The following is a 22,049-nucleotide window of genomic DNA, read 5'->3' as shown; positions in this document are numbered from 1 at the left end:
TATGAAGGGAGAGGCCGTTTTCATGTATATTATGAAACAAAGCGGGTGGCTTGAGGTCATCTGCGGAAGCATGTTCTCGGGGAAATCTGAAGAGCTGATCAGAAGAGTCCGCCGGGCGCAATTTGCCAAACAGCAAGTGAAGGTGTTTAAGCCTGCCATCGATAATCGCTACAGTGATGAAGAGGTTGTTTCACATAATGGGACTGCGATGATCAGTCATGCCGTTGCCTCTTCAAGTGACCTATTTAAATATATTACACCCGAAACAGACGTTATCGCTGTTGATGAGGTTCAATTTTTTGATGAAGACATCGTGGATGTTGTCACAACGCTTGCCAATCATGGATACCGTGTGATTGCTGCAGGACTTGATCAAGATTTCAGAGGAGAGCCATTCAGCACGGTACCTGCACTAATGGCTGTCGCTGAGCTCGTAACAAAGCTTCAGGCTGTCTGCTCTGTTTGCGGATCTCCTGCAAGCCGCACCCAAAGACTGATTAATGGCAAACCGGCATCGTACAACGATCCAATCATTCTTGTCGGTGCATCTGAATCGTACGAGCCAAGATGCCGCCATCATCATGAAGTACCCGAAAAACCTGCTAAAGCTTTTCGAAGTGAGCAGGAAACTCAGAACTTAAAATAAAACACCAAAGCTGCCGATATTTTTTATCAGGCAGCTTTTTTTATGGGAAATTTGGGCACCTTAAAAATGGAGGTGTTCATTATGAAAGTTGCATGGATGGTTATTATCCTGCTTTTACTGGGAGCATGCTCAAATCCCAGCAGGCAGTCCGAAATTCACCCTGAGTCGCATAAAGGCAGTGAGCTGAAACAAACAGGGGAAGGTGTATCAAATGAACGCGGAACGACGGAACAAAATCCCAACTTTTTAAATCTGTCAAAAAACCGTGAGCAAAATGAAGATGAAATGGATAAGCTTCAAGAAGCGATCCGGAATGACAAGTCTCTTAAAATCGAGAATGTTATGATGAACGGAAACACAATATGGGTGGATGTAACATCTGATAAAGAACTCACAGATGATGAAGAACAAAAGAAGCAGGCAGAACTTCAAACAAAAATGCAGAATATCATTCCGCGCTACGATATTAAAGTGAACCTTGAAACAAAATAAAAAACTCGTTTCTATAGTAAACGAGTTTTTTCCATGCTAGAAGCTGAAGATGGAGCTGATCAGATTTCTGCGCTTTTGTTTTTTAGGTGTTTTGATATGATCAAAAACAAGAGCATGCTCGATTGGATGCTTATCTTTTTGTTTTTCCAAGCTTTCAATCTTAGCTTCCAGTTCGGCAATTCGTCCATTTAATTCCTCAATTTCCCTGCGATGCTGCAAAAGCTGATAAGAGACAACACTGTCTGCTTTGCTGTTTACTTTTTGATCAAGCTCAGCAATCTTTTGCAATAATTCATCGAAATCAGTGCCGGATTCAGCTGCTTCTGTTTTCACAATCCCTATTCTTGGAGGTTTCTTTTCCGCAACCTTTACTTCATGAAAAAGGATTCCCTGATTTAATTGATCTTTAATATCTCTTAAGGTATTAATATCTTCATCTGTAAACAAATAATGGCCGAGCTCATTCCGATCCATCTGCAAATTAAGCTGCTTTACCCAGCGCTGTACGGTTTTCGGCGACACACCCAATAACTTCGCGACCTGGCTTGTATTCATCGGTTTTCCCCCTATCTTAATCGATCCGAAACATACGAAACACAATAATCAACATGTTCGATAAGGGGAAGATGCATCCCTTCTATGCAGACAAAAGAAGAATGGATTCGTCAAAGAAAGTGCAGATTTTACGAAATGTGACTCTCTGTTTCGACGGGATCCTCGTACAACTCGAGCGGCAATCCATCTGGATCTTTGAAAAAGGTGAAGAGCCTGTTTGTAAAGGGATCGACCCGGATCGGCTCTGTTTCGATTCCCAGTTCATTCAAATGACTCACTGTCTCATGAATATTTTCAATAGAAAAAGCCAGATGTCGAAGGCCTGCTGATTCTGGACGTGAAGGACGCTCCGGGGGCGACGGGAAAGAAAACAGCTCAATTTGAGTATGATCCCCAACAGCCAGATCCAATTTATAAGAATCCCTTTCAGCCCGGTAAAATTCATGGATGACTTCAAACCCGAGTTTATTGACATAAAAGTCCTTCGACACGGCATAATCAGTACAAATGACGGCAACATGATGCACTTTTCTTATTTTCATTTTTCTTCCTTTCTTTCTGGGGTTTTAAGAATGAATTTTGCGCTTCGATGGCAGGCGGAATCGCCTGACTCCTCGGCCAGAACGGATTCGCCTGTAGGCAAAAAGCGCTTTTTCTGGCGAATCTTTATCTGTCTGCCTGCGCTAAACAGGCGCTTGGGCTTTTCTTGGTCAATTTGCTTTTGACGCTTGGGTTAACCTATACTATAATTATAACGTTATGGACGAAAATTGAGGTGAATAACGTGTTAGATCGCTTACAATCTGTAGAAGACCGCTACGAAAAATTAAATGGGCTGCTGATGGATCCTGATATTATCAACGATTCTAAGAAGCTTCGTGAATATTCAAAAGAACAATCTGACCTGCAGGAAACTGTTGAAGTATATCGTGAATATAAATCTGTGAAAGAGCAGATCGATGACGCAAAAATGATGCTTGATGACAAGCTTGACGCAGATATGCGCGAAATGGTGAAAGAAGAGCTTTCTGAGCTTCAGGCACAGGAAAAAGGGCTCTCTGAACGTTTGAAAATCCTTCTTGTTCCAAAAGACCCGAACGATGACAAAAACGTAATCATGGAGATTCGCGGTGCAGCAGGCGGAGACGAGGCAGCATTATTTGCAGGCGATCTTTACCGCATGTACAGCCGTTTTGCTGAAGCACAAGGCTGGAAAACAGAAGTGATGGAAGCAAACTCAACAGGAGTCGGCGGCTACAAAGAGATTATTTTCATGATCAACGGAAGAGGCGCATTCTCGAAGCTGAAATATGAGAATGGGGCACACCGTGTACAGCGCGTTCCTGAAACAGAATCAGGCGGAAGAATCCATACTTCAACAGCTACCGTTGCATGCTTGCCGGAAGCAGAAGAAGTAGAGATTGAGATCCATGAAAAAGACATTCGTGTAGATACATTCACATCAAGCGGACCGGGCGGACAAAGTGTAAACACGACCATGTCAGCTGTTCGCTTAACGCATCTTCCAACAGGAACGGTCGTTTCATGTCAGGATGAAAAATCCCAGATCAAAAACAAAGAAAAAGCAATGAAAGTATTGCGCGCACGCGTTTATGATAAATTTCAGCGAGAAGCACAGGCTGAATACGACCAAACCCGCAAGCTTGCTGTCGGTACAGGTGACCGATCAGAAAGGATCCGCACGTATAACTTCCCGCAAAACCGTGTTACAGACCACCGCATTGGCCTGACGATCCAAAAGCTTGACCAGATTTTGCAAGGGAAACTTGATGATTTTGTCGATGCTCTTATCGTTGAAGATCAATCGAGCAGACTTGATCAGGCAGACCAGTAAGCATGATTAAGATATACGAAGCCCTGAAGTGGGCTTCTTCTTTTTTGGCAGAAGCAGAACGGGACCACAATGCGGGAGAGCTCCTTTTGCGCCATCATCTAAATATGAGCCGTGCAGAGATGCTGGCTAACCTTAGAACCGATCTTTCTGACGGAGTCTGGGAAAGCTTTAAAACAGATGTAAACCGTCATGCTGAAGGAATACCTGTTCAGCACATGATCGGATCAGAAGAATTTTACGGCCGTTCGTTTTTGGTCAACAAAGAAGTCCTCATACCGCGCCCGGAAACCGAGGAGCTGGTAGAAGGAATCTTGTTAAAAGCAAAATACTTGTTTAACGGATATTCTTCAGTAGAAGCAGCAGATATCGGGACAGGCAGCGGTGCCATTGCCATTTCCCTTGCTTTGGAAAATCCGATGTTCAAGTTGTGTGCGGTCGACATTGCACCCGAATCACTTGAAGTTGCTCAGCTGAATGCAAAAAATCTAGGAGCAGAAGTCCAATTTTTACACGGTGATCTGTTATCCCCGATTTTAAATAGCGGCAAGAAGCTTGATGTCGTCGTGTCTAATCCGCCTTACATCCCGGATGCTGACATTTTGGAGCTGTCTCCAGTTGTGAAGGACCATGAACCGCTTCGCGCACTGGCAGGCGGTGTGGACGGACTGAATTTTTACCGCAGACTCGCCGCAGAAATTCCGCTCGTCATCAGCGAACGCGCCCTGATCGCATTTGAAGTTGGAGCCGGACAAGGAGAAGATGTAAAAGCTCTGCTGCTGGACAAGCTGCCACATGCAGAAGCAGAAGTAAAATACGATATAAATGGCAAAGATCGCATGGTATTTGCTGTAGTGAACGGAACGTCTCAGTGATGAGGCGTTTTTGTTGTGTTAGGAAGGAGATGGTATTTGCGGTGGCGGTAGGAGCCTGTGGTTTCAAGCTTTAACTGTTTCAGCAGATATGCAGCAGAGGAAACAGACGTGATTTTTAGAAAATTGCGTAATTCTTGATTGGTGATGGTAGCTGAAATCAAAAGACAATAATCATCTAAGGCTGCCAAATGTGCATCCTTACTCGAGATTTTGCAACTTGAACAGGTCCAGGAACCGTTTACTCTTAGCATCTCAAGGTTATTACAATTCGGGCATTGAATACCTCTTAGGAGATCTTTTTCCTGTAATTGAAAGTGAGACAGTATATCTGGATTATGAGGAGAATGAAGTTTTAATAGCAATCGGGAAAGTTTATTTACCTCTCTGGTACTTAGCACATCATCTTTTACTCGTTGATTGATTTGTTCAATTTTTGAGTGAAGCTGTGAAGCATGTATCACTTTTCTTGTTACTTCGTCTGAATATGCTGGAATCGATTTAATAAGGGTTGCAGGATTACTGATAACAATTAGTGGATAGATAGGGAGCGAGGGGAAATGATTAGAAATTAGCCATTGATGCAAATGCTTTTTCTGCCGTTTTACTTGGGTTATAGGATCTGGAAATGCTTCTTCTTTACCGTTCAAAGCCCTGATCAGTTGGTGAAATTTTTGATCAAAGCACAATGTTCCGTTCATATTTTTTATTTCAAGAATGACAAGATAGTTGCTTGTCAGTAATAAAATATCGATTTGAAAATACTCATTATTACAATGTTGGAGTCTAATATCATGAAATATAAAAAATCTCTTTTCATCCATTGCATTTAGATAATAGTCAATAGATTTTTCTCCTCGATATCCAGCTCGAATTTTGGCATATTCCTCCTCAATTTTACTTCTCTTTAGATGGTTTGAAGGTAATCTTCTAAGAAGTGCCTCTAGTTTTCTTAATTTAATTGGTATTTCACGTTCCTTTTTAATCAATGGAATGCTCCTTTTATTTTAGTCTGCTTTTTATTTCTGCGGCAGGGCTTGGAATCCTTCTTCTTCTGCAAATTAGGATTTTTATAGATGAAAATTTAACTTTTTATAGGTGAATTATTCAATATATCGGACATTCACCATCCATTTTCACTTGAAAATTAGCTTTTTCTAAATAACGATCGCTAATTAATCATAGATGCAGCTAAAATATTTATGAAATCACCTGCATCGGGGATCAGAATTGGATGAGAAGTGCCCAACTCGCAGAAACCGCCATTCAATTAGCAAAAACCCAACTCCAATTCGCAGAAATTACGATTCAACTCGCAAAAACAGACATCCAACTCACAAACCTTGATTTCGGACGATAAAAATGCCAGTTACTAGCTGCCGTTGGCCATTCTATCGTAGATGCAGCTAAAGATATTAAGGAAATTCAGCTGAATTGGGTATCAGACTTGGATCCGAAGCACCCAACTCGCAGAAACCGCCATTCAATTAGCAAAAACCCAACTCCAATTCGCAGAAATTACGATTCAACTCGCAAAAACAGACATCCAACTCACAAACCTTGATTTCGGACGATAAAAATGCCAGTTACTAGCTGCCGTTGGCCATTCTATCGTAGGTGCAGCTAAAGATATTAAGGAAATTCAGCTGAATTGAGTTTCAGACTTGGACCCGAAGCACCCAACTCGCAGAAACTGCCATTCAATTAGCAAAAACCCATCTCCAATTCGCAGAAATTACGATTCAACTTGCAAAAACAGACATCCAACTCACAAACCTTGATTTCGCACGAAAACAAAATGCCAGTTACTAGCTGCCGTTGGCCATTCTATCGTAGATGCAGCTAAAGATATTAAGGAAATCTAGCTGCATTGGGTATCAGACTTGGATCCGAAGCACCCAATTCGCAGAAACCGCCATCCAATTAGCAAAAAACCATCTCCAATTCGCAGAAATTACAATTCAACTCGCAAAAACAGACATCCAACTCACAAACCTTGATTTCGCACGAAAAAAATACCAGTTACTAGCTGCCGTTGGCCATTCTATCGTAGATGCAGCCCAGAATAAAAGAAATTCAGCTATATAGGGTATCAGACTTGTATCCGAAGCACCCAACTCACAGAAACCGCCATCCAATTAGCAAAAACCCATCTCCAATTCGCAGAAATTACGCTTCAACTCGTAAAAACAGACATCCAACTCACAAAGGACGATAAAAATGCCAGTTACTAGCTGCCGTTGGCCATTCTATCGTAGATGCAGCCCAGAATAAAAGAAATTCAGCTATATAGGGTATCAGACTTGGATCCGAAGCACCCAACTCACAGAAACCGCCATCCAATTAGCAAAAACCCAACTCCAATTCGCAGAAATTACGCTTCAACTCGCAAAAACAGACATCCAACTCACAAACCTTGATTTCGGACGATAAAAATGCCAGTTACTAGCTGCCGTTGGCCATTCTATCGTAGATGCAGCCCAGAATAAAAGAAATTCAGCTATATAGGGTATCAGACTTGGATCCGGAGCACCCAACTCGCAGAAACCGCCATCCAATTAGCAAAAAACCATCTCCAATTCGCAGAAATTATGTTTCAATTCACACAAATGGCCTTCCAACTCGCAATCAGGTTTTCAGCAAAAAAATAGATTACTAGAAAACAAAAAACTAGTTTAAGAATCTAAATCCCTGTCCATACTGTTTCCTAGAAGGGGATGGTGAGGGAAATGAAGAAACAGCATATCGCATTTATCTATATTTTATTATTATTAATTGGTGCAATAATGAACGTATATAAAGAACCGCTTTCGGCTGGTGCCGAGCAGCAGGGATCGGAACCGGTTGTGATTCCGGATGAGGCGATTCGCCTCCGCATTTTGGCCAACAGCGATTCTGATGAGGATCAGGCTTTAAAACGAAAAATTCGCGACGAAGTGAATAAAGAGATCACGGTGTGGGTTGCGAAGCTCACTTCTATAGAGGCGGCACGCGAACTAATTCAGTCAAGACTTCCTGAGATTGAGAAAATTGTTCAGTCTGTTTTAGTGAAAGAGAACATGGAGCAGGAATTCAGCGTTGATTTTGATAATGTCAGTTTCCCGACAAAGATGTATGGCAGCTATATTTACCCGGCAGGTGACTATGAGGCCATCCTGATCACGCTCGGCGAAGGGAAAGGCGCCAACTGGTGGTGCGTGCTGTTTCCGCCGCTTTGCTTTCTTGATTTTTCTAACGGACAGGCTGTCAAGGCAGCAGAGATCGAAGAAGAGGACAAAAGTGCAGAGGCTGAAAAAACGTCCGAAGAGCTTAGTGCTCTAATTGTAGATGAAGAAGAAGAAGAAAAAGAAGAAGTAGAAGTCAAATTCTTTTTGGTTGAATGGTTTTCGAACTTATTCTCATGATGGACTTAAGGGGAAATCCTTAAGTCTTTCTTTTTTTCTAGTATTAAGAAATTATAAAAATTTGCGCTTTGATGTCTAGCTCTAGCGCCCAACTCCTCTGCCAGAACAAATCCGGCAAAAAAGTCAAACCCGGACTTTTCTGCCGGATTCTTATCTGTCTTTCGGAGCTAAACGGGCGATTCCGCTTTTCTTATTATTGAGTGCATAAAAGTCATTCCCCGTCATAGATTTGAAGTAGAAAAGAAAAACGGGGTGAAATGATGTACTATCAATTGCGGATTGCAGAGAAAAAAGATGTACAAGCCATAAAATCATTTATCGAAAAAGCGGGTTTGATCTCTGAAGGAATAGAGGACATTGCCGAATACTTTGTCGTAATGGAAAGTGATGAAAATACAATCGTTGCAAGCTTGGGAATTGAACCTGTGAATGGAGACGGTTTGCTGCGTTCCCTTGTCGTTTCTGAAAATATAAATCAGGCTCATCTTCTTTCCTTATTTGAAAGTATCCATGCATTAGGAAAAGAAAAGGGCCTCTGCGGAAGCTACCTTGTCACCAATAAGAAAAATTCAATCGAATTTCTTACGCTGATTGGTTTTCAGTCAGTGGAACAAAACGAGATTCCTGAGCACTTATTAAATTCGGCTCATTTTAAAGAATCATTGGAAAAAGAACATGCCGTTGTGATGGTAAAAACCTCATGATGTGGATATATCCACACAGTTATCCACTGATTCTCAAGCTTTATCCACAAAATGTGGATAAAGCTTGTTTTATTTGGGGTCATCTTTTATACTTTCATGAGGAATGGAAGAAAAGGTCGGGAAATACAAAGTTATTCACATGTTAGACAGGAGAGTTATAAGAATGGAAACAAAAGTTTGGATTGTGGATAATTTAAAGGATTTATCCTTAAGTTATCAACAAATTGCACAGGCGGCAGCCAAATTAAGAGAGAATGAGGTTGTGGCTTTCCCAACAGAGACCGTATATGGCCTTGGCGCCAACGCTAAATCGGATCTCGCTGTGGGTAAGATTTATGAAGCAAAAGGAAGGCCGAGCGATAATCCACTGATTGTCCACATTGCGACAAAAGAACAGCTGCATGAAATTGCAGCTGAAGTGCCTGTTTATGTGGAAAAGTTAATCGATGTTTTGTGGCCGGGACCGATTACATTTGTCTTGCCGAAGAAACCCGGGCTGTCTGATCGTGTAACAGCAGGACTTGATACGGTAGCAGTAAGAATGCCAGATCATCCGCTGGCACTTGCCATTATCAAAGAAACAGACCTGCCGATTGCTGCACCTAGTGCGAATCTTTCTGGAAAGCCAAGTCCTACACGCGCTGCTCATGTATACGATGATTTAAATGGCAGAATCGCCGGCATTATGGACGGAGGCGCAACTGGTGTAGGTGTGGAATCTACTGTCTTAGACTGCACTCAGCAGATTCCGGTCATTTTAAGACCGGGCGGAGTGACGCAGGAACAGCTTGAAAGCCTAATTGGAAAGGTTCTAATGGATCAGGCGTTAATAGAGGAAGGGCTTACTCCAAAGTCTCCTGGAATGAAATATACCCACTATGCACCGAAAGCACCATTAATGATTGTTGAAGGCTCATTATCTTTTTTTCAAAAAACAATTGATGCTGCAAAACGAGAAGGGAAAAAAGTAGGTGTGCTTGCAACAAAAGAAAAAGCAGAAAGCTATCAGGCCGACACTGTTTTAGTTTGCGGAAGCAGAGAGGACATTCAGACAGTTGCAGCCGGACTCTACGATGTGCTGCGTGAATTCGACGATGCGGAAGTAGATTGTATTTACAGTGAAAGTTTTTCAAATGAAGGTGTCGGGCAAGCGGTGATGAACCGTTTACTGAAGGCTGCAGGACAGCAGATTGTGAAGGAATAAGAAGACTTAGAAGATGTTCTAAGAAAACTCGGACGTGCATAAGTTTGAATGAAGCGTGTCCGAGGAGGCTTTAGAATGAATATAGAGGCATTAATTGGGGAACTCATTACCTTATTTATGATGGCATTTGCGCTTGGAATGGATGCTTTTTCAGTCGGACTTGGGATGGGGCTGATCAAACTCCGGTTAAGGCAGATTTTTTATATTGGGCTGACGATCGGTCTGTTTCATTTATGGATGCCGCTTGCCGGGATGTGGATCGGAAAAGTGCTCTCCAGTACGTTTGGGAATATTGCCTCGATTGCAGGCGGTGCACTGCTGATCCTTCTCGGAGTGCAGATGATTTTCGCTTCATTAAAAAAAGATAATGAACCTATGATTACACCGGTAGGCTTTGGTCTCCTTTTTTTTGCGCTCAGCGTAAGCCTGGACAGCTTTTCAGTCGGTTTAAGTCTTGGAATTTACGGTGCAAGAACGTTCCTGACAATCGCAATGTTCGGCATTGTCAGCATGGTGCTCACATGGATTGGCCTTCTGATTGGAAGAAGAGTTCAAAACTGGCTGGGTACATACGGTGAAGCTCTCGGCGGAAGCATTCTATTAGGTTTTGGCTTGAAGCTGATTTTTCCAATATAGATGATAACAGGTCCAATAATGGCCTGTTTTTTGTTTTTCTGAAAAGTCCCAATGACTACTTTCCTAACCCTAATTGGATTATAATAAAAGAAAGGAGGCAGATGAATGATTAATATCCTTTTTGTTTGTACAGGAAATACATGCAGAAGCCCCATGGCGGAAGCATTATTGAATCATATGAAAGAAAACGATCATCTCCTTTCGGTCAAATCTGCAGGTGTGTATGCAAGCGGCGGCAGTGATGCTTCCTTTCATGCGAAACAGGCCCTTGATGAAAAAGGAATCGTATGCAATCACCGCTCGTCTCTTTTGAATGAAGAGCACATCCGCTGGGCAACGTACATTTTAACAATGACTGAAAGTCATAAAGAGCTGATATTTGAACGATATCCGCAGGCGATCGAAAAAGCCTTTACCCTCTCTGAATTTGTGATGGAGGATGAACAGAATCGGCGCGATGTCATGGATCCGTTCGGCGGTTCACTTGAGATTTACAGAATGACCCGTGAAGATTTAGAAAAAATGATTATGCTTCTGATTAAAAAATTAGAAAATTAAGCGTTCTGGAGGGTTAAAAAAATGAAAATTGCAATTGCTTCTGACCATGGCGGGCTGAATCTCCGCGAGGAAATCAAGCAGCTAATGGATGAAATGAAAATACAGTATGAAGATTTTGGCTGTGAATGCGAAACGTCGGTAGATTATCCGGACTATGCGCTGCCGGTAGCAGAAAAAGTGGCAAGCGGGGAATTTGACCGCGGAATTCTGATTTGCGGCACGGGCATCGGCATGAGCATTTCTGCCAATAAAGTAAAAGGGATCCGCTGCGCGCTTGTCCATGATACATTCAGTGCAAAAGCAACAAGAGAGCACAATAACAGCAATATGCTTGCTATGGGCGAGCGTGTTATCGGTCCTGGTCTGGCCCGTGAAATTGCAAGAATCTGGCTGACAACAGAATTTGAAGGCGGAAGACACGAAAATCGCGTCAGTAAAATCACTGCATTTGAAAATAAACGGCAAGGGTGAAGCGAAATGACAACGATTGGGGAGTGGAAGAATCAGCTGCGCACGATGCTTGCTGATTTAGAAGAGCAATCTTCCTTTCGCGCGGGAAACATCTTTGTGGTTGGCTGCAGCACGAGTGAAGTGATTGGAGAAAAGATTGGTACGGCTGGTACGATTGAAGCCGCGGAAATGATTTTTGAGGAATTAAAGGCGTTTAAAGAAAGAACAGGCATGCATCTTGCTTTTCAATGCTGCGAGCATTTGAACAGAGCATTAGTTGTTGAGCATGAGACAGCTGCTTCCTATAACCTTGAAGCAGTAACGGTTACACCTGTACGAGCGGCTGGCGGAGCGATGGCGACATATGCTTATTCAGCTTTCAAAGAGCCTGTTGTGGTTGAATTCATAAAAGCTGACGGCGGCATTGATATCGGTGATACTTTTATCGGTATGCATCTTTTGCATGTAGCGGTTCCTGTCAGGAGCTCTGTAAATCAGGTTGGACATGCCCGTGTTACAATGGCAAAGACACGTCCGAAGCTGATCGGCGGAGAAAGAGCCGTGTATGCAGCCAAGGAAGAAAACAGGAAGTGTACATAATAAATACGAACAATATAAAAAAATTATGTGGTTATTATTCGTTATTTTAGTGCTATTTCCTCAAAAATCACCGTTCTTGATAAAAAATATACATAAATCTATTACAATCTTGATCATGAACGTGTACAATAAAGTTGAATTGAATGTGAAAATTGTCTGCAAAATCAGATGAAATGGATAGGGGGATTCTAAACATGAAACATTTAAGCAAGCAGGATACAAGCGTATTTGAAGCAATTCAGGATGAATTACAGCGTCAGCGCACGAAAATCGAATTGATTGCTTCTGAAAACTTTGTTACAGAAGCCGTAATGGAAGCTCAAGGCTCAGTCCTTACGAACAAATATGCAGAAGGTTACCCTGGCCGCCGTTATTACGGAGGCTGTGAGCATGTGGATGTTGTAGAAAATATTGCAAGAGACCGTGCAAAAGAAATTTTCGGTGCAGAGCATGTTAACGTGCAGCCTCATTCAGGTGCACAGGCAAATATGGCTGTGTACTTCACAATCCTTGAACAGGGAGATACAGTTCTTGGCATGAACTTATCTCATGGCGGTCACTTAACACACGGAAGCCCTGTTAACTTCAGCGGCGTGCAGTACAATTTCGTTGAATATGGTGTGGACCAAGAAACACATCGCATTAACTATGAAGATGTATTAGAAAAAGCCCGCTTGCATAAGCCGAAGCTGATTGTTGCAGGCGCAAGTGCATATCCTCGTGCAATTGATTTCAAGAAATTCCGTGAAATTGCGGATGAAGTCGGAGCTTATTTCATGGTAGACATGGCTCATATTGCAGGACTTGTAGCGGCAGGCCTGCATCAAAATCCTGTTCCTTATGCTGATTTTGTTACAACAACAACGCATAAAACATTGCGCGGACCTCGCGGCGGTATGATTCTCTGCAAAGAAGAATTCGCGAAAAAGATTGATAAATCAATTTTTCCTGGAATCCAAGGCGGACCGCTTATGCATGTAATTGCTGCAAAAGCTGTTTCATTTGGAGAAGTCCTTCAAGACGACTTCAAGACATATGCATCTAACATCATTGCTAATGCAAATCGTCTTGCTGAAAGCTTGAAGAACCAAGGATTAACGCTAGTATCAGACGGAACAGACAATCACTTGATTTTAATTGATGTGCGTTCATTGAATCTGACTGGCAAAGTTGCAGAAAAAGTGTTGGATGATATCGGAATTACAGTGAACAAAAACACAATTCCATTTGATCCAGAAAGTCCATTCGTGACAAGCGGAGTCCGTATCGGTACTGCTGCTGTAACAAGCAGAGGCTTCGGTCTTGAAGATATGGATGAAATCGCTGCGATCATGGGTCTTGCACTCAGCAACCCTGAAGATGAAGCGAAATTAGAAGAAGCAAAGAGCAGAGTAGAAGCTTTAACTTCTAAGTTTTCTTTGTATGTGTAATAGATTGGGCTGACTCGTTCAGCCCTTTTTTTGACCGAAAAAAGAGCAAATCCAGATGAGCCGGATTTGCTCTTTTCTCTTATAGAAATACAAAATAAATTACTGCTGCTAAAATAATGCGGTAAATGGCAAACGGCACTAATTTAATTTTGTTGATAAGGTCAAGGAAGAAGCGAATCGAAATTAAAGCGACTACGAATGCGCTGATAAATCCTGCAATAAAGAATGGAAGTGCGTCCAGCGTGAAGTGCTCCCAGTTCTTTAGAAGAGAAAGTCCGCTTGCGCCTGCCATAATTGGAACGGCCATGATGAAGGTGAAGTCAGAAGCAGTTCTATGATTCATGCCAAGCATAACGCCTCCGGAAATCGTCGATCCAGAACGAGAAAATCCCGGCCATAACGATAAACATTGGATCAGCCCTACAAGCAAAGCCTGTTTGTATGTGATTTTATCCACGGTTTCTGTTGTAATGGTTCTTTTGCGCTGAACGAAATCAGCAGCCAGCATCAAGAACGCGCCAATGACTAGGCCAATTAAAACTGTATGGATAGAAAATAAATGTTCATCGATATAATCTTCAAATAGAAGACCAAGAACAGCAGCAGGCAGCAAACCTACGATGACTTTTGTTAATTTTAACTTTGTTCGTTTTACCTCAGCTGTTTCTTTTTTCAGACCGAGCAAGCTGATAAAACGCTCTCTGAAAATAATGACGACCGCAAGAATGGATCCCAGCTGAATCACAATTTTAAACGTATTTGCAACATGTTCACCATAAAGCTCTTTAGATTGAAACAGCAAATCATCAAATATAATCATATGTCCAGTAGAGGATACTGGAGCAAATTCCGTTAAACCTTCCACAATGCCTAAAACAACAGCAACAAAAATCTCCCATAAATTCAAGTTTAAATCCACCTCTTTAACTAGTTCAATTTAAAAAACGCTCTTTGATGATTTTAAACGTTTCATAGTTAGAAGTCTATGAATTTCATGAAAATGGTAAATTTGTGTAAAGTGAAATTCACTGAGGATGGGCCAAAATACTTAAAATCTGAAAGTGGAAAATGAGTATTTAGAATATTGTGTAAACGATTAAATCTATTTAATATCATTCTTAGATACCTGCAACATAACCTGAGGGCTATGCATTGTCCTGATATGGACAACAACCCCGTTATTCTTTATGAATAACGGGGTTTTATTGTGGAAAGGAGGAAGCAGCTAAAGGAAGTTCAGGAAAACATGATCAAGGGAGAGATGGCTGGATGTTAAAAAAAGCAATGAGTCTACTATTTGCATTTGTTCTTATTTTTAGTTTGTATGGACCGTTTGCGGATAATTATGCAAACGCTTCCATAAATAACAAAGTAAACTATTCAAACGATATTATCTATCAAATTATGACGGATCGATTCAGTGATGGGAATGCTAATAATAATCCGACAGGCAGCTTGTTCAGCGCCGACTGCTCAAACTTAAGAAAATACTGCGGCGGTGACTGGCAGGGAATTATCAATAAACTGAATGAAGGATATTTCACGGATATGGGGATTACGGCGTTATGGATATCTCAGCCTGTCGAAAATGTCTATTCCGTTTTGAATGATGCAGCAGGCACGGCATCCTATCACGGATATTGGGCGCGGGATTTTAAAAAGCCAAACCCATTTTACGGCACGATGCAAGAGTTTCAAGCCCTTATCAATACAGCACATCAGAAGGGAATAAAGGTCATTATCGATTTTGCGCCAAATCACACCTCACAAGCATCAGAAGACACTCCGTCTTATATGGAAAACGGGAAGCTATATGATAACGGTACGCTTGTGGGCGGCTATACAAACGATACGAAAGACTTATTCCATCATAATGGCGGAACGAATTTTTCTTCTATTGAAGATGGGATATACAGAAATCTCTATGATCTGGCAGATTTCAATCATCAGAACCCGACAGTGGATAAATACTTAAAGGATTCTGTGAAGCTCTGGCTCGATATGGGAATCGACGGGATCAGGGTAGATGCAGTTAAGCATATGCCGTTCGGCTGGCAAAAGACGTTCATGGAAACCATCTACAGCTATAAACCGGTGTTTACGTTCGGAGAATGGTTCCTTGGGGAAAATGAGGTGGATCAAAACTATTATAACTTTGCCAACACCACAGGAATGTCATTGCTTGATTTCCGTTTTGGCCAAAAACTGAGACAGGTATTAAGAAACGGCTCTGACAGCTGGTATGGCTTTAACTCGATGATCACTGAGTCGGAAGCGAAGTATGAACAGGCTGCCGATCAGGTCACCTTCCTTGATAATCACGATATGGACCGCTTTCACTTTGACGGGGCGGATGTAAAAAATACAGATCTTGCTTTAGCTGTCATGCTCACTTCAAGAGGCGTGCCGAACGTGTATTACGGAACCGAGCAATATATGACAGGCAATGGAGATCCAAACAACCGGAAAAAACAAACATCTTTCAATAAAACAACGAAAGCCTATCAGATCATCAGCAAGCTTTCAGCCCTGCGTAAATCGAACCAGGCTTTAGGCTATGGAAAAACAAAAGAAAGATGGATTAATAATGATGTCTATATCTATGAAAGAACATTTGGCAAAGATGTAGTATTGGTAGCGGTGAATAAAAGCAAAACAGCAGCTTACAACATAACAAATCTTTCAACGGCCCTGCCTGCAGGGAGTTATTCTGATCAGCTGACTTCCTTATTGAATGGCAACAGTTTATCAGTGGGCAGCGGAGGAGCTGTTTCTGCATTTGACCTATCACCAGGGGAAGCAGGCGTCTATTCTTCCAATGGAACCGCAGCCGCACCGACAATCGGTCAAATCGGTCCGGTCATGGCAGTCCCTGGAAGAACCATCACAATCAGCGGAGAATCCTTCGGCACATCTGTTGGTTCAGTGAAGGTTGGAACAGGAAATGCAGCCGTATTATCCTGGTCGAATACTGAAATTCGTGCACAGGTGCCAGTTTTAGCTGAAGGCAATTATCAGGTGTCTGTCACTTTATCAGGAGGGACAGTAAGCAATACGTACGGTCCAGTTGAGGTTTTATCCGGAAAGCAGTCATCTGTACGGTTTATGGTGAACAATGCAACAACTAGTCCTGGCCAGTCAGTATATATAGTAGGAAATGTAAGCGAGCTTGGAAACTGGGATGCAGCGAGGGCTATTGGACCGATGTATAACCAGGTAATCACAAAGTATCCGGGCTGGTATTATGACGTCAGCGTGCCGGCTGGGCGCGATATTGAATTTAAGTTTATTAAAAAGGATGCAAGCGGAAATGTTGTTTGGGAAAGCGGAGCGAACCATTTATACACGACCCCATCAAGCGGTCCGGGGACATCTATTTCTAATTTCCAGAACTAAAAAAGATCAGCTCGCCTGTTTGAGGGGTGAGCTGTTTTTTCATTCATGAATAAGACCGATAAAAGGGAGAATTACATTGATAAATCTCGGAGTTACACCGATAAATGTTTGAAAGAACTCATATTTATAAAAAAACGGTAAATATCTGCACTCTAACGGTCCTTTTAAAGAATTCCTGCAAATAAATCTCCCATCCTTCTTGAAACAGCTCTTCTTTTTCTGTAAAATCTATTGAAGTGTCATAGAAAAGGAGATGAGCCGATGGGCAAAGTATACGTTTTTGATCATCCACTTATTCAGCATAAGCTAACATATATCCGTGATGTAAAGACAGGTACGAAAGAATTTCGTGAGCTTGTTGATGAAGTTGCGAGCTTGATGATGTTTGAAATTACAAGAGACATGCCGCTTGAAGAAGTGGAAGTTGAAACACCGGTGCAAGTAGCAAAATCAAAGGTTTTGGCTGGCAAAAAGCTTGCGATTGTCCCTATTCTCCGAGCTGGTCTTGGAATGGTTGACGGAATCATTAAACTGATCCCGGCAGCAAAAGTCGGACATGTAGGTTTATACCGCGATCCAGAGACGTTAAAGCCAATCGAGTATTATGTGAAACTCCCTTCTGACGTGGAAGAGCGCGAATTTATCGTTGTTGATCCAATGCTTGCAACAGGCGGATCTGCTGTTGAAGCAATCAACAGTGTGAAAAAACGCGGCGCTAAAAATATTAAATTCATGTGTTTAATCGCGGCTCCAGAAGGTGTGGAGATTGTGAAGGAAGCACATCCTGATGTTGATATTTACATTGCAGCACTTGATGAAAAATTAAACGATCATGGATATATTGTCCCTGGCCTTGGTGATGCCGGAGACCGAATGTTCGGAACGAAATAATAGAAACGAAATCCTCCTTTATAAAAAAGGGGGATTTTTAGTTTTATACAGGATAAAAAATTGCACATCGCTGTCAATCTGCAGCACATAAGAAATGCACCGCCAAAAAAGTCAAACCCGGACTTTTCTGCCGGAGCGGGCTTTGGCGCTTCCGCTTTTCTTACATGAAAGAACCTTCCTTAGAAAAGAATAAGAGCGAGGTGACAAAAATGGGCCGAAAATGCACGATTTCTTTAATATTTTTCATGCTGATTTCTTTTTCAGGACAGGCAGAAACGTTCCCCGCCATCCCGGCTATTCCTGAGGAATCACCGGATAAGACAGAAACGATCATGATCGTAGTTGAAAAAGAATATACAGAGGCCGTATCCCAAAAAATTAAGCAGTCTTATCCAAATGTTCACATTCGCCGTACCTATAAAAAAGTATTCAGCGGCTTCACAGTTGCAGGAAAGCATAAAGATCTGGCAGCTCTTCAGAAAGAACCCCATGTATTGCACGCGAGTCCGGTTACGGCCTATCATGCCGGCCTTGAAGAGAGTGTCCCGTTTATCGGCGGTAATGAAGTTCGCGGAAAATTCGATTCTCACCATAAAAGGCTGACAGGCAAGGGAGTGAAGGTCGGCATTATTGATACAGGGATAGATTATACGCATCCGGATTTGAACCGAAGCTATCACGGCGGAGCAGATCTCATAGACGGTGACAGCGATCCGATGGAAACAAAAGCGACAGATGGAACGGAAACACTGCACGGTACACATGTGGCCGGTATCATTGCAGCGAATGGGAAACTTCAGGGCGTAGCACCGGAAGCGGAAATCATTGCTTATCGTGCGCTGGGTCCTGGAGGATACGGCACTAGCGAACAAGTGATAGCAGCAATTGAAAAGGCCATTGAAGATAAAGTGGATGTATTAAATTTATCGCTTGGTAATACAGTCAATGGACCTGACTGGCCAACAAGTCTCGCTTTAGATCGAGCAGTTGAACACGGAATTGTAGCCGTGACGTCAAGCGGGAATTCAGGTCCTGGAGTCTGGACAATCGGCTCGCCCGGCACTTCAAGCAAATCCATTTCCGTCGGGGCTTCCACTCCTCCGCAAAAAATACCTTATTTAAAGCTTAGCGGTACGGGAAAAATGGTTCCCATCACAGCCCTTGCAGGGTCTAAAGAGTGGATACTTAATCAAGGGGAAGAAATCGTCTTTGCCGGCATCGGTGAAGAGCATCAGTATAAAGCGGATATGAAAGGGAAAATTGTTCTTGTAGAGAGAGGAAAGATTACGTTTACTGAAAAAGCCCTTTTTGCGGAAAAAGTTGGAGCCAAGGCTATTATCATTTACAACAACATGAAAGGTAATTTTGCGGGAAACCTTGAAATTGAAGCAGGTATTCCGGTCGTCTCCATTTCAAAAGAGGATGGTTTATGGCTTAAAAAACAATTGGGCAATGGTGCTTTTGTTCGAACAGTCTATCAGAATGAATCTGATCAGCTTGCAGATTTCAGTTCAAGAGGTCCGGTCACCTATACGTGGGAAATCAAGCCGGATGTCGTGGCTCCCGGTGTCGCAATTGACAGCACAGTTCCGGAGGGATATTTAAGTCTTCAGGGAACAAGCATGTCAGCGCCGCATGTTGCAGGAGCCAGTGCTCTATTAAAACAGGCGCATCCAGATTGGAACCCGGAGCAAATCAAAGCTGCCTTAATGAATTCAGCAGAGCCTCTGAAAGACAAGGACGGAGTCTACTATGAACCCGTCGAGCAGGGAACGGGGAGGATCAATTTAACACGTGCACTGGAAACAGAAGCGCTTCTTTATCCCGGTTCATTGTCATTCGGACAAGTTTCCCTGCGAGGTGACCGTATCCGAAAAAAAGTGAAGCTGACTCTTGATAATCAGTCAGATGAAAAAAAGGCTTATACTTTTAAATACCCCCAGTATACAAAAGGTCTTCAATGGGGGATTCCGCAAAAAGTGGAGGTTGAACCAAAACAGCAAAAGGATGTATTCGTAACTTTGGATATTTATTCAAATGGGATGGAAGCGGGACTTCATCATGGATGGATGGATGTGGAAGCAGGCGGCCGAATCGAAAAGCTTCCTTATCTATATGTAGTAGATGAACCGGATTATCCACGTGTGATGGGATTTGAATTTGGATTCGGTGATACTGCAGGAACGTATAAGTATGAGTTTTATCTGCCGGGCGGAGCTGATGAAATGGGTATTGCATTGTATGACCCCGATACACTCAGATTTGAGGGCTTTCTTGACTGGGGCAGGAATCTTCAAAGAGGAGCTGTCAGGAAGACGTTTAATAAAGACGATCTAAAGCTGAAAGACGGACTTTATAAAGCGGTCATTTTTGCAAGAAAAGGCAGCAAGGAAGATACAATGGAAACAGATCTTATCCTCGAAAACCCTGAGGGAAAAGAGCACTGAAAATCAAATGTGAACTTTTTGTGATAGGCTTTTTTGATTGTCAGTTTTTTGGTTTTAAAGCAATTGACATTGACTAGAGCCTATTGTATGCTAGACGAGGGTAAATGATAAGGTTTTCATAACGCTTTCATATACCGCTTTTATCCCCAGAAAAATCCTTTATTAATCTATTAGCGAGGACTTGTGAATGCGCAAAAAAGAGCGTCATCCAATGCAGGCCATGGCACTAATGACAGGCATTCTATCTCAGCTAGTCGGTTCAACACTAATTGGCATCTTTTCAGGAAGATGGCTCGACCGATATTTCCAGACTGAACCGCTTTTTATGATCATAGGACTGCTCATTGGGCTCGGAATAGGTATTTCCGCGATGATCAAGCTAGTCCACCACTTTTTTTCAGGAGACTGAATCATTCATGTTTGATTTGCACCAGATGTACCACAGATATCGCAAGTATATGTTCTACCTAATGTCCTTTTATGCCGTAGGCTGGGGATTTACCGAGTATCAGTCTGTCTTTTTGGGGCTGGCGCTTGGAACAGCACTCAGTTTGTTCAACTTATGGTCAATGGTGCGCAAGCAAGTTCAGTTCGGTGAAGCGATTCAGCAGAATAGGAAGGTCAGGTCATTGGGTACTGCATCCCGATTGGCGTCAGCTGGTTTAGCTGCCCTGCTCGCGATCAAGTTTCCCGAATATCTGAATATGGTTAGTGTCATTATTGGATTAATGACAGTTTATATTGTCATTATGATAGATTATGTTTTTCAACACTCACGCGCTTAGCCGGAAGAGAGGTGAATCTATTGCATCACGAAGCTCCTATAGTAGAGTTTTTAGGCCTTACTTTTAACTTATCCAATGTTTTAATGATCACTGTTGCAAGTGTTATCGTTTTTCTAATAGCGGTACTAGCCACTCGCAAATTGGCAATGAAGCCGACAGGGATGCAGAATTTCTTTGAATGGATCGTTGATTTCGTCAAGGGAATCATCAACAGTTCAATGGACTGGCATACAGGCGGGAAATTCTTGACGCTTGGCGTGACGCTCCTAATGTACATATTTGTATCAAATATGCTCGGGCTGCCGTTTTCAATTGCTGTAAACCATGAGCTATGGTGGAAATCACCTACAGCAGATCCAACGATTACACTGACTCTTGCTGTTATGGTCGTGGCTTTGACACACTATTATGGTGTGAAAATGAAGGGCACAGCTGAGTATGGGAAGGATTTCTTCCGACCGATGGCGTTCCTTTTCCCAATCAAGATCATTGAAGAGTTCGCTAACACGCTGACTCTTGGCTTGCGTCTTTACGGTAACATCTATGCCGGTGAAATCCTTTTGGGACTTCTCGCGGGACTTGCAGTAACTGGTCCAATCGGCGCTTTATCTGCCGCATTGCCAATGATGTTATGGCAGGCATTCAGTATTTTTGTAGGTTCCATCCAAGCATTTATCTTTGTAATGTTAACAATGGTTTATATGTCTCACAAAGTGAGCAGCGACCATTAATTAATATGTTTCAACAGTTTCATCAGAATCAAAAAACTTTTTAATAATTTGAGAGGGGATTTATATAATGAATTTAATCGCAGCTGCAATTGCAATCGGCTTAGCGGCACTTGGTGCTGGTATTGGTAATGGTCTTATCGTTTCACGTACAGTAGAAGGTGTTGCTCGTCAGCCTGAACTACAAGGTAAGCTTCAAACAATCATGTTCATCGGTATCGCATTAGTTGAGGCACTTCCTATCATCGGAGTAGTTATCGCGTTTATCGTATTAGGAAGTTAATAAAGAGACAGGTTCTCTACATAAATGGCGAAGATCGTTTTTTACCCTTCTTCGCCATTGCTTTATGTTTCTATTTAAATATGCGGCCGAGAATCAAACAGAACAATCTCGTGCTT

Annotated in this window: 23 protein-coding genes; 19 read left to right on the top strand and 4 right to left on the bottom strand. The window is 42.3% G+C overall.

Going from position 1 to position 22,049, the window contains the following annotated elements; translation table 11 throughout:
* Positions 1-22: 22 nt before the first annotated feature.
* Both LIT25_25185 and LIT25_25180 read left to right on the top strand, forming a co-directional pair.
* Positions 23-646: a thymidine kinase gene (locus tag LIT25_25185; GenBank protein ID USK33752.1), complete on the top strand. Its 624-nt coding sequence runs from the start codon at positions 23-25 to the stop codon at positions 644-646.
* Positions 647-727: 81 nt separating this feature from the next.
* Complete coding sequence (locus LIT25_25180; protein ID USK33751.1) at positions 728-1,138, top strand: hypothetical protein; 411 nt, start codon at positions 728-730, stop codon at positions 1,136-1,138.
* Positions 1,139-1,174: 36 nt separating this feature from the next.
* On the opposite strand, the gene LIT25_25175 is transcribed toward LIT25_25180, so the two are convergent.
* Both LIT25_25175 and LIT25_25170 read right to left on the bottom strand, forming a co-directional pair.
* On the bottom strand, positions 1,175-1,693 hold the full coding sequence (locus tag LIT25_25175; protein USK33750.1) for a MerR family transcriptional regulator: 519 nt from the start codon (positions 1,691-1,693) through the stop codon (positions 1,175-1,177).
* A gap of 128 nt (positions 1,694-1,821) precedes the next feature.
* Positions 1,822-2,235 (bottom strand): VOC family protein, encoded by a 414-nt coding sequence (locus tag LIT25_25170; GenBank protein ID USK33749.1) that lies wholly within the window; start codon positions 2,233-2,235, stop codon positions 1,822-1,824.
* Between the two features lie 242 nt (positions 2,236-2,477).
* On the opposite strand from LIT25_25170, the gene prfA reads away from it, so the two are divergent.
* Together prfA and prmC are read left to right on the top strand one after the other, a co-directional pair.
* Positions 2,478-3,548, top strand: coding sequence for a peptide chain release factor 1 (prfA, locus tag LIT25_25165; protein ID USK33748.1), 1,071 nt, complete (start codon positions 2,478-2,480; stop codon positions 3,546-3,548).
* Between the two features lie 5 nt (positions 3,549-3,553).
* Positions 3,554-4,420, top strand: coding sequence for a peptide chain release factor N(5)-glutamine methyltransferase (gene prmC / locus LIT25_25160; GenBank protein ID USK36407.1), 867 nt, complete (start codon positions 3,554-3,556; stop codon positions 4,418-4,420).
* On the opposite strand, the gene LIT25_25155 is transcribed toward prmC, so the two are convergent.
* Positions 4,414-5,406, bottom strand: a complete 993-nt coding sequence (locus tag LIT25_25155) for an NERD domain-containing protein (GenBank protein ID USK33747.1) — start codon at positions 5,404-5,406, stop codon at positions 4,414-4,416. The genes prmC and LIT25_25155 overlap by 7 nt on opposite strands.
* A 1,740-nt stretch (positions 5,407-7,146) precedes the next feature.
* Here LIT25_25155 and spoIIR point away from each other — a divergent pair.
* From spoIIR to LIT25_25115, 8 genes are all read left to right on the top strand, one after another.
* Positions 7,147-7,821 carry a stage II sporulation protein R gene (spoIIR, locus tag LIT25_25150; protein ID USK33746.1) on the top strand — a complete coding sequence of 225 codons (675 nt, stop codon included), beginning with the start codon at positions 7,147-7,149 and terminating at the stop codon, positions 7,819-7,821.
* A gap of 260 nt (positions 7,822-8,081) precedes the next feature.
* Positions 8,082-8,525 (top strand): hypothetical protein, encoded by a 444-nt coding sequence (locus LIT25_25145; protein ID USK33745.1) that lies wholly within the window; start codon positions 8,082-8,084, stop codon positions 8,523-8,525.
* A gap of 163 nt (positions 8,526-8,688) precedes the next feature.
* Positions 8,689-9,729, top strand: coding sequence for a threonylcarbamoyl-AMP synthase (locus LIT25_25140; protein ID USK33744.1), 1,041 nt, complete (start codon positions 8,689-8,691; stop codon positions 9,727-9,729).
* Between the two features lie 81 nt (positions 9,730-9,810).
* Positions 9,811-10,365 carry a manganese efflux pump MntP family protein gene (locus tag LIT25_25135; GenBank protein USK36406.1) on the top strand — a complete coding sequence of 185 codons (555 nt, stop codon included), beginning with the start codon at positions 9,811-9,813 and terminating at the stop codon, positions 10,363-10,365.
* Between the two features lie 105 nt (positions 10,366-10,470).
* A complete protein-coding gene (locus LIT25_25130) occupies positions 10,471-10,923 on the top strand; it encodes a low molecular weight protein arginine phosphatase (GenBank protein ID USK33743.1) in 453 nt (150 codons plus the stop codon).
* Positions 10,924-10,944: 21 nt separating this feature from the next.
* The gene (rpiB, locus tag LIT25_25125; protein USK33742.1) at positions 10,945-11,394 is read left to right on the top strand and encodes a ribose 5-phosphate isomerase B; all 450 of its coding nucleotides are present in this window, start codon (positions 10,945-10,947) and stop codon (positions 11,392-11,394) included.
* 6 nt (positions 11,395-11,400) lie between these two features.
* Positions 11,401-11,973, top strand: a complete 573-nt coding sequence (locus tag LIT25_25120; protein USK33741.1) for a TIGR01440 family protein — start codon at positions 11,401-11,403, stop codon at positions 11,971-11,973.
* A gap of 194 nt (positions 11,974-12,167) precedes the next feature.
* The gene (locus LIT25_25115; protein ID USK33740.1) at positions 12,168-13,403 is read left to right on the top strand and encodes a serine hydroxymethyltransferase; all 1,236 of its coding nucleotides are present in this window, start codon (positions 12,168-12,170) and stop codon (positions 13,401-13,403) included.
* 79 nt (positions 13,404-13,482) lie between these two features.
* Here the strand turns inward: LIT25_25115 and LIT25_25110 are convergent, their stop codons facing one another.
* Positions 13,483-14,310 carry an undecaprenyl-diphosphate phosphatase gene (locus LIT25_25110; GenBank protein ID USK33739.1) on the bottom strand — a complete coding sequence of 276 codons (828 nt, stop codon included), beginning with the start codon at positions 14,308-14,310 and terminating at the stop codon, positions 13,483-13,485.
* A 362-nt stretch (positions 14,311-14,672) separates the two neighbouring features.
* Between LIT25_25110 and LIT25_25105 the strand changes: the two genes are divergently transcribed.
* The 7 genes from LIT25_25105 to atpE all read left to right on the top strand — a co-directional run bounded on the left by LIT25_25105 (position 14,673) and on the right by atpE (position 21,933).
* Positions 14,673-16,799: an IPT/TIG domain-containing protein gene (locus LIT25_25105; protein ID USK33738.1), complete on the top strand. Its 2,127-nt coding sequence runs from the start codon at positions 14,673-14,675 to the stop codon at positions 16,797-16,799.
* A gap of 261 nt (positions 16,800-17,060) precedes the next feature.
* The gene (upp, locus tag LIT25_25100) at positions 17,061-17,690 is read left to right on the top strand and encodes a uracil phosphoribosyltransferase (GenBank protein ID USK33737.1); all 630 of its coding nucleotides are present in this window, start codon (positions 17,061-17,063) and stop codon (positions 17,688-17,690) included.
* Positions 17,691-18,022: 332 nt separating this feature from the next.
* Positions 18,023-20,137, top strand: coding sequence for a S8 family serine peptidase (locus LIT25_25095; protein ID USK36405.1), 2,115 nt, complete (start codon positions 18,023-18,025; stop codon positions 20,135-20,137).
* A 187-nt stretch (positions 20,138-20,324) separates the two neighbouring features.
* Entirely contained in the window at positions 20,325-20,546 is a 222-nt protein-coding gene (locus LIT25_25090; protein USK33736.1) for an AtpZ/AtpI family protein, read from the top strand.
* Positions 20,547-20,553: 7 nt separating this feature from the next.
* Positions 20,554-20,922, top strand: a complete 369-nt coding sequence (locus LIT25_25085) for an ATP synthase subunit I (GenBank protein USK33735.1) — start codon at positions 20,554-20,556, stop codon at positions 20,920-20,922.
* Positions 20,923-20,942: 20 nt separating this feature from the next.
* Positions 20,943-21,653 carry a F0F1 ATP synthase subunit A gene (atpB, locus tag LIT25_25080; GenBank protein USK33734.1) on the top strand — a complete coding sequence of 237 codons (711 nt, stop codon included), beginning with the start codon at positions 20,943-20,945 and terminating at the stop codon, positions 21,651-21,653.
* Positions 21,654-21,720: 67 nt separating this feature from the next.
* Positions 21,721-21,933: a F0F1 ATP synthase subunit C gene (atpE, locus tag LIT25_25075; GenBank protein USK33733.1), complete on the top strand. Its 213-nt coding sequence runs from the start codon at positions 21,721-21,723 to the stop codon at positions 21,931-21,933.
* Positions 21,934-22,049: the final 116 nt, after the last annotated feature.

The sequence above is a fragment of the Bacillus sp. F19 genome, assembly GCA_023823795.1.
Taxonomy (GTDB): domain Bacteria; phylum Bacillota; class Bacilli; order Bacillales; family Bacillaceae; genus Bacillus_P.
This window is presented reverse-complemented; position numbering and strand designations above follow the sequence as displayed.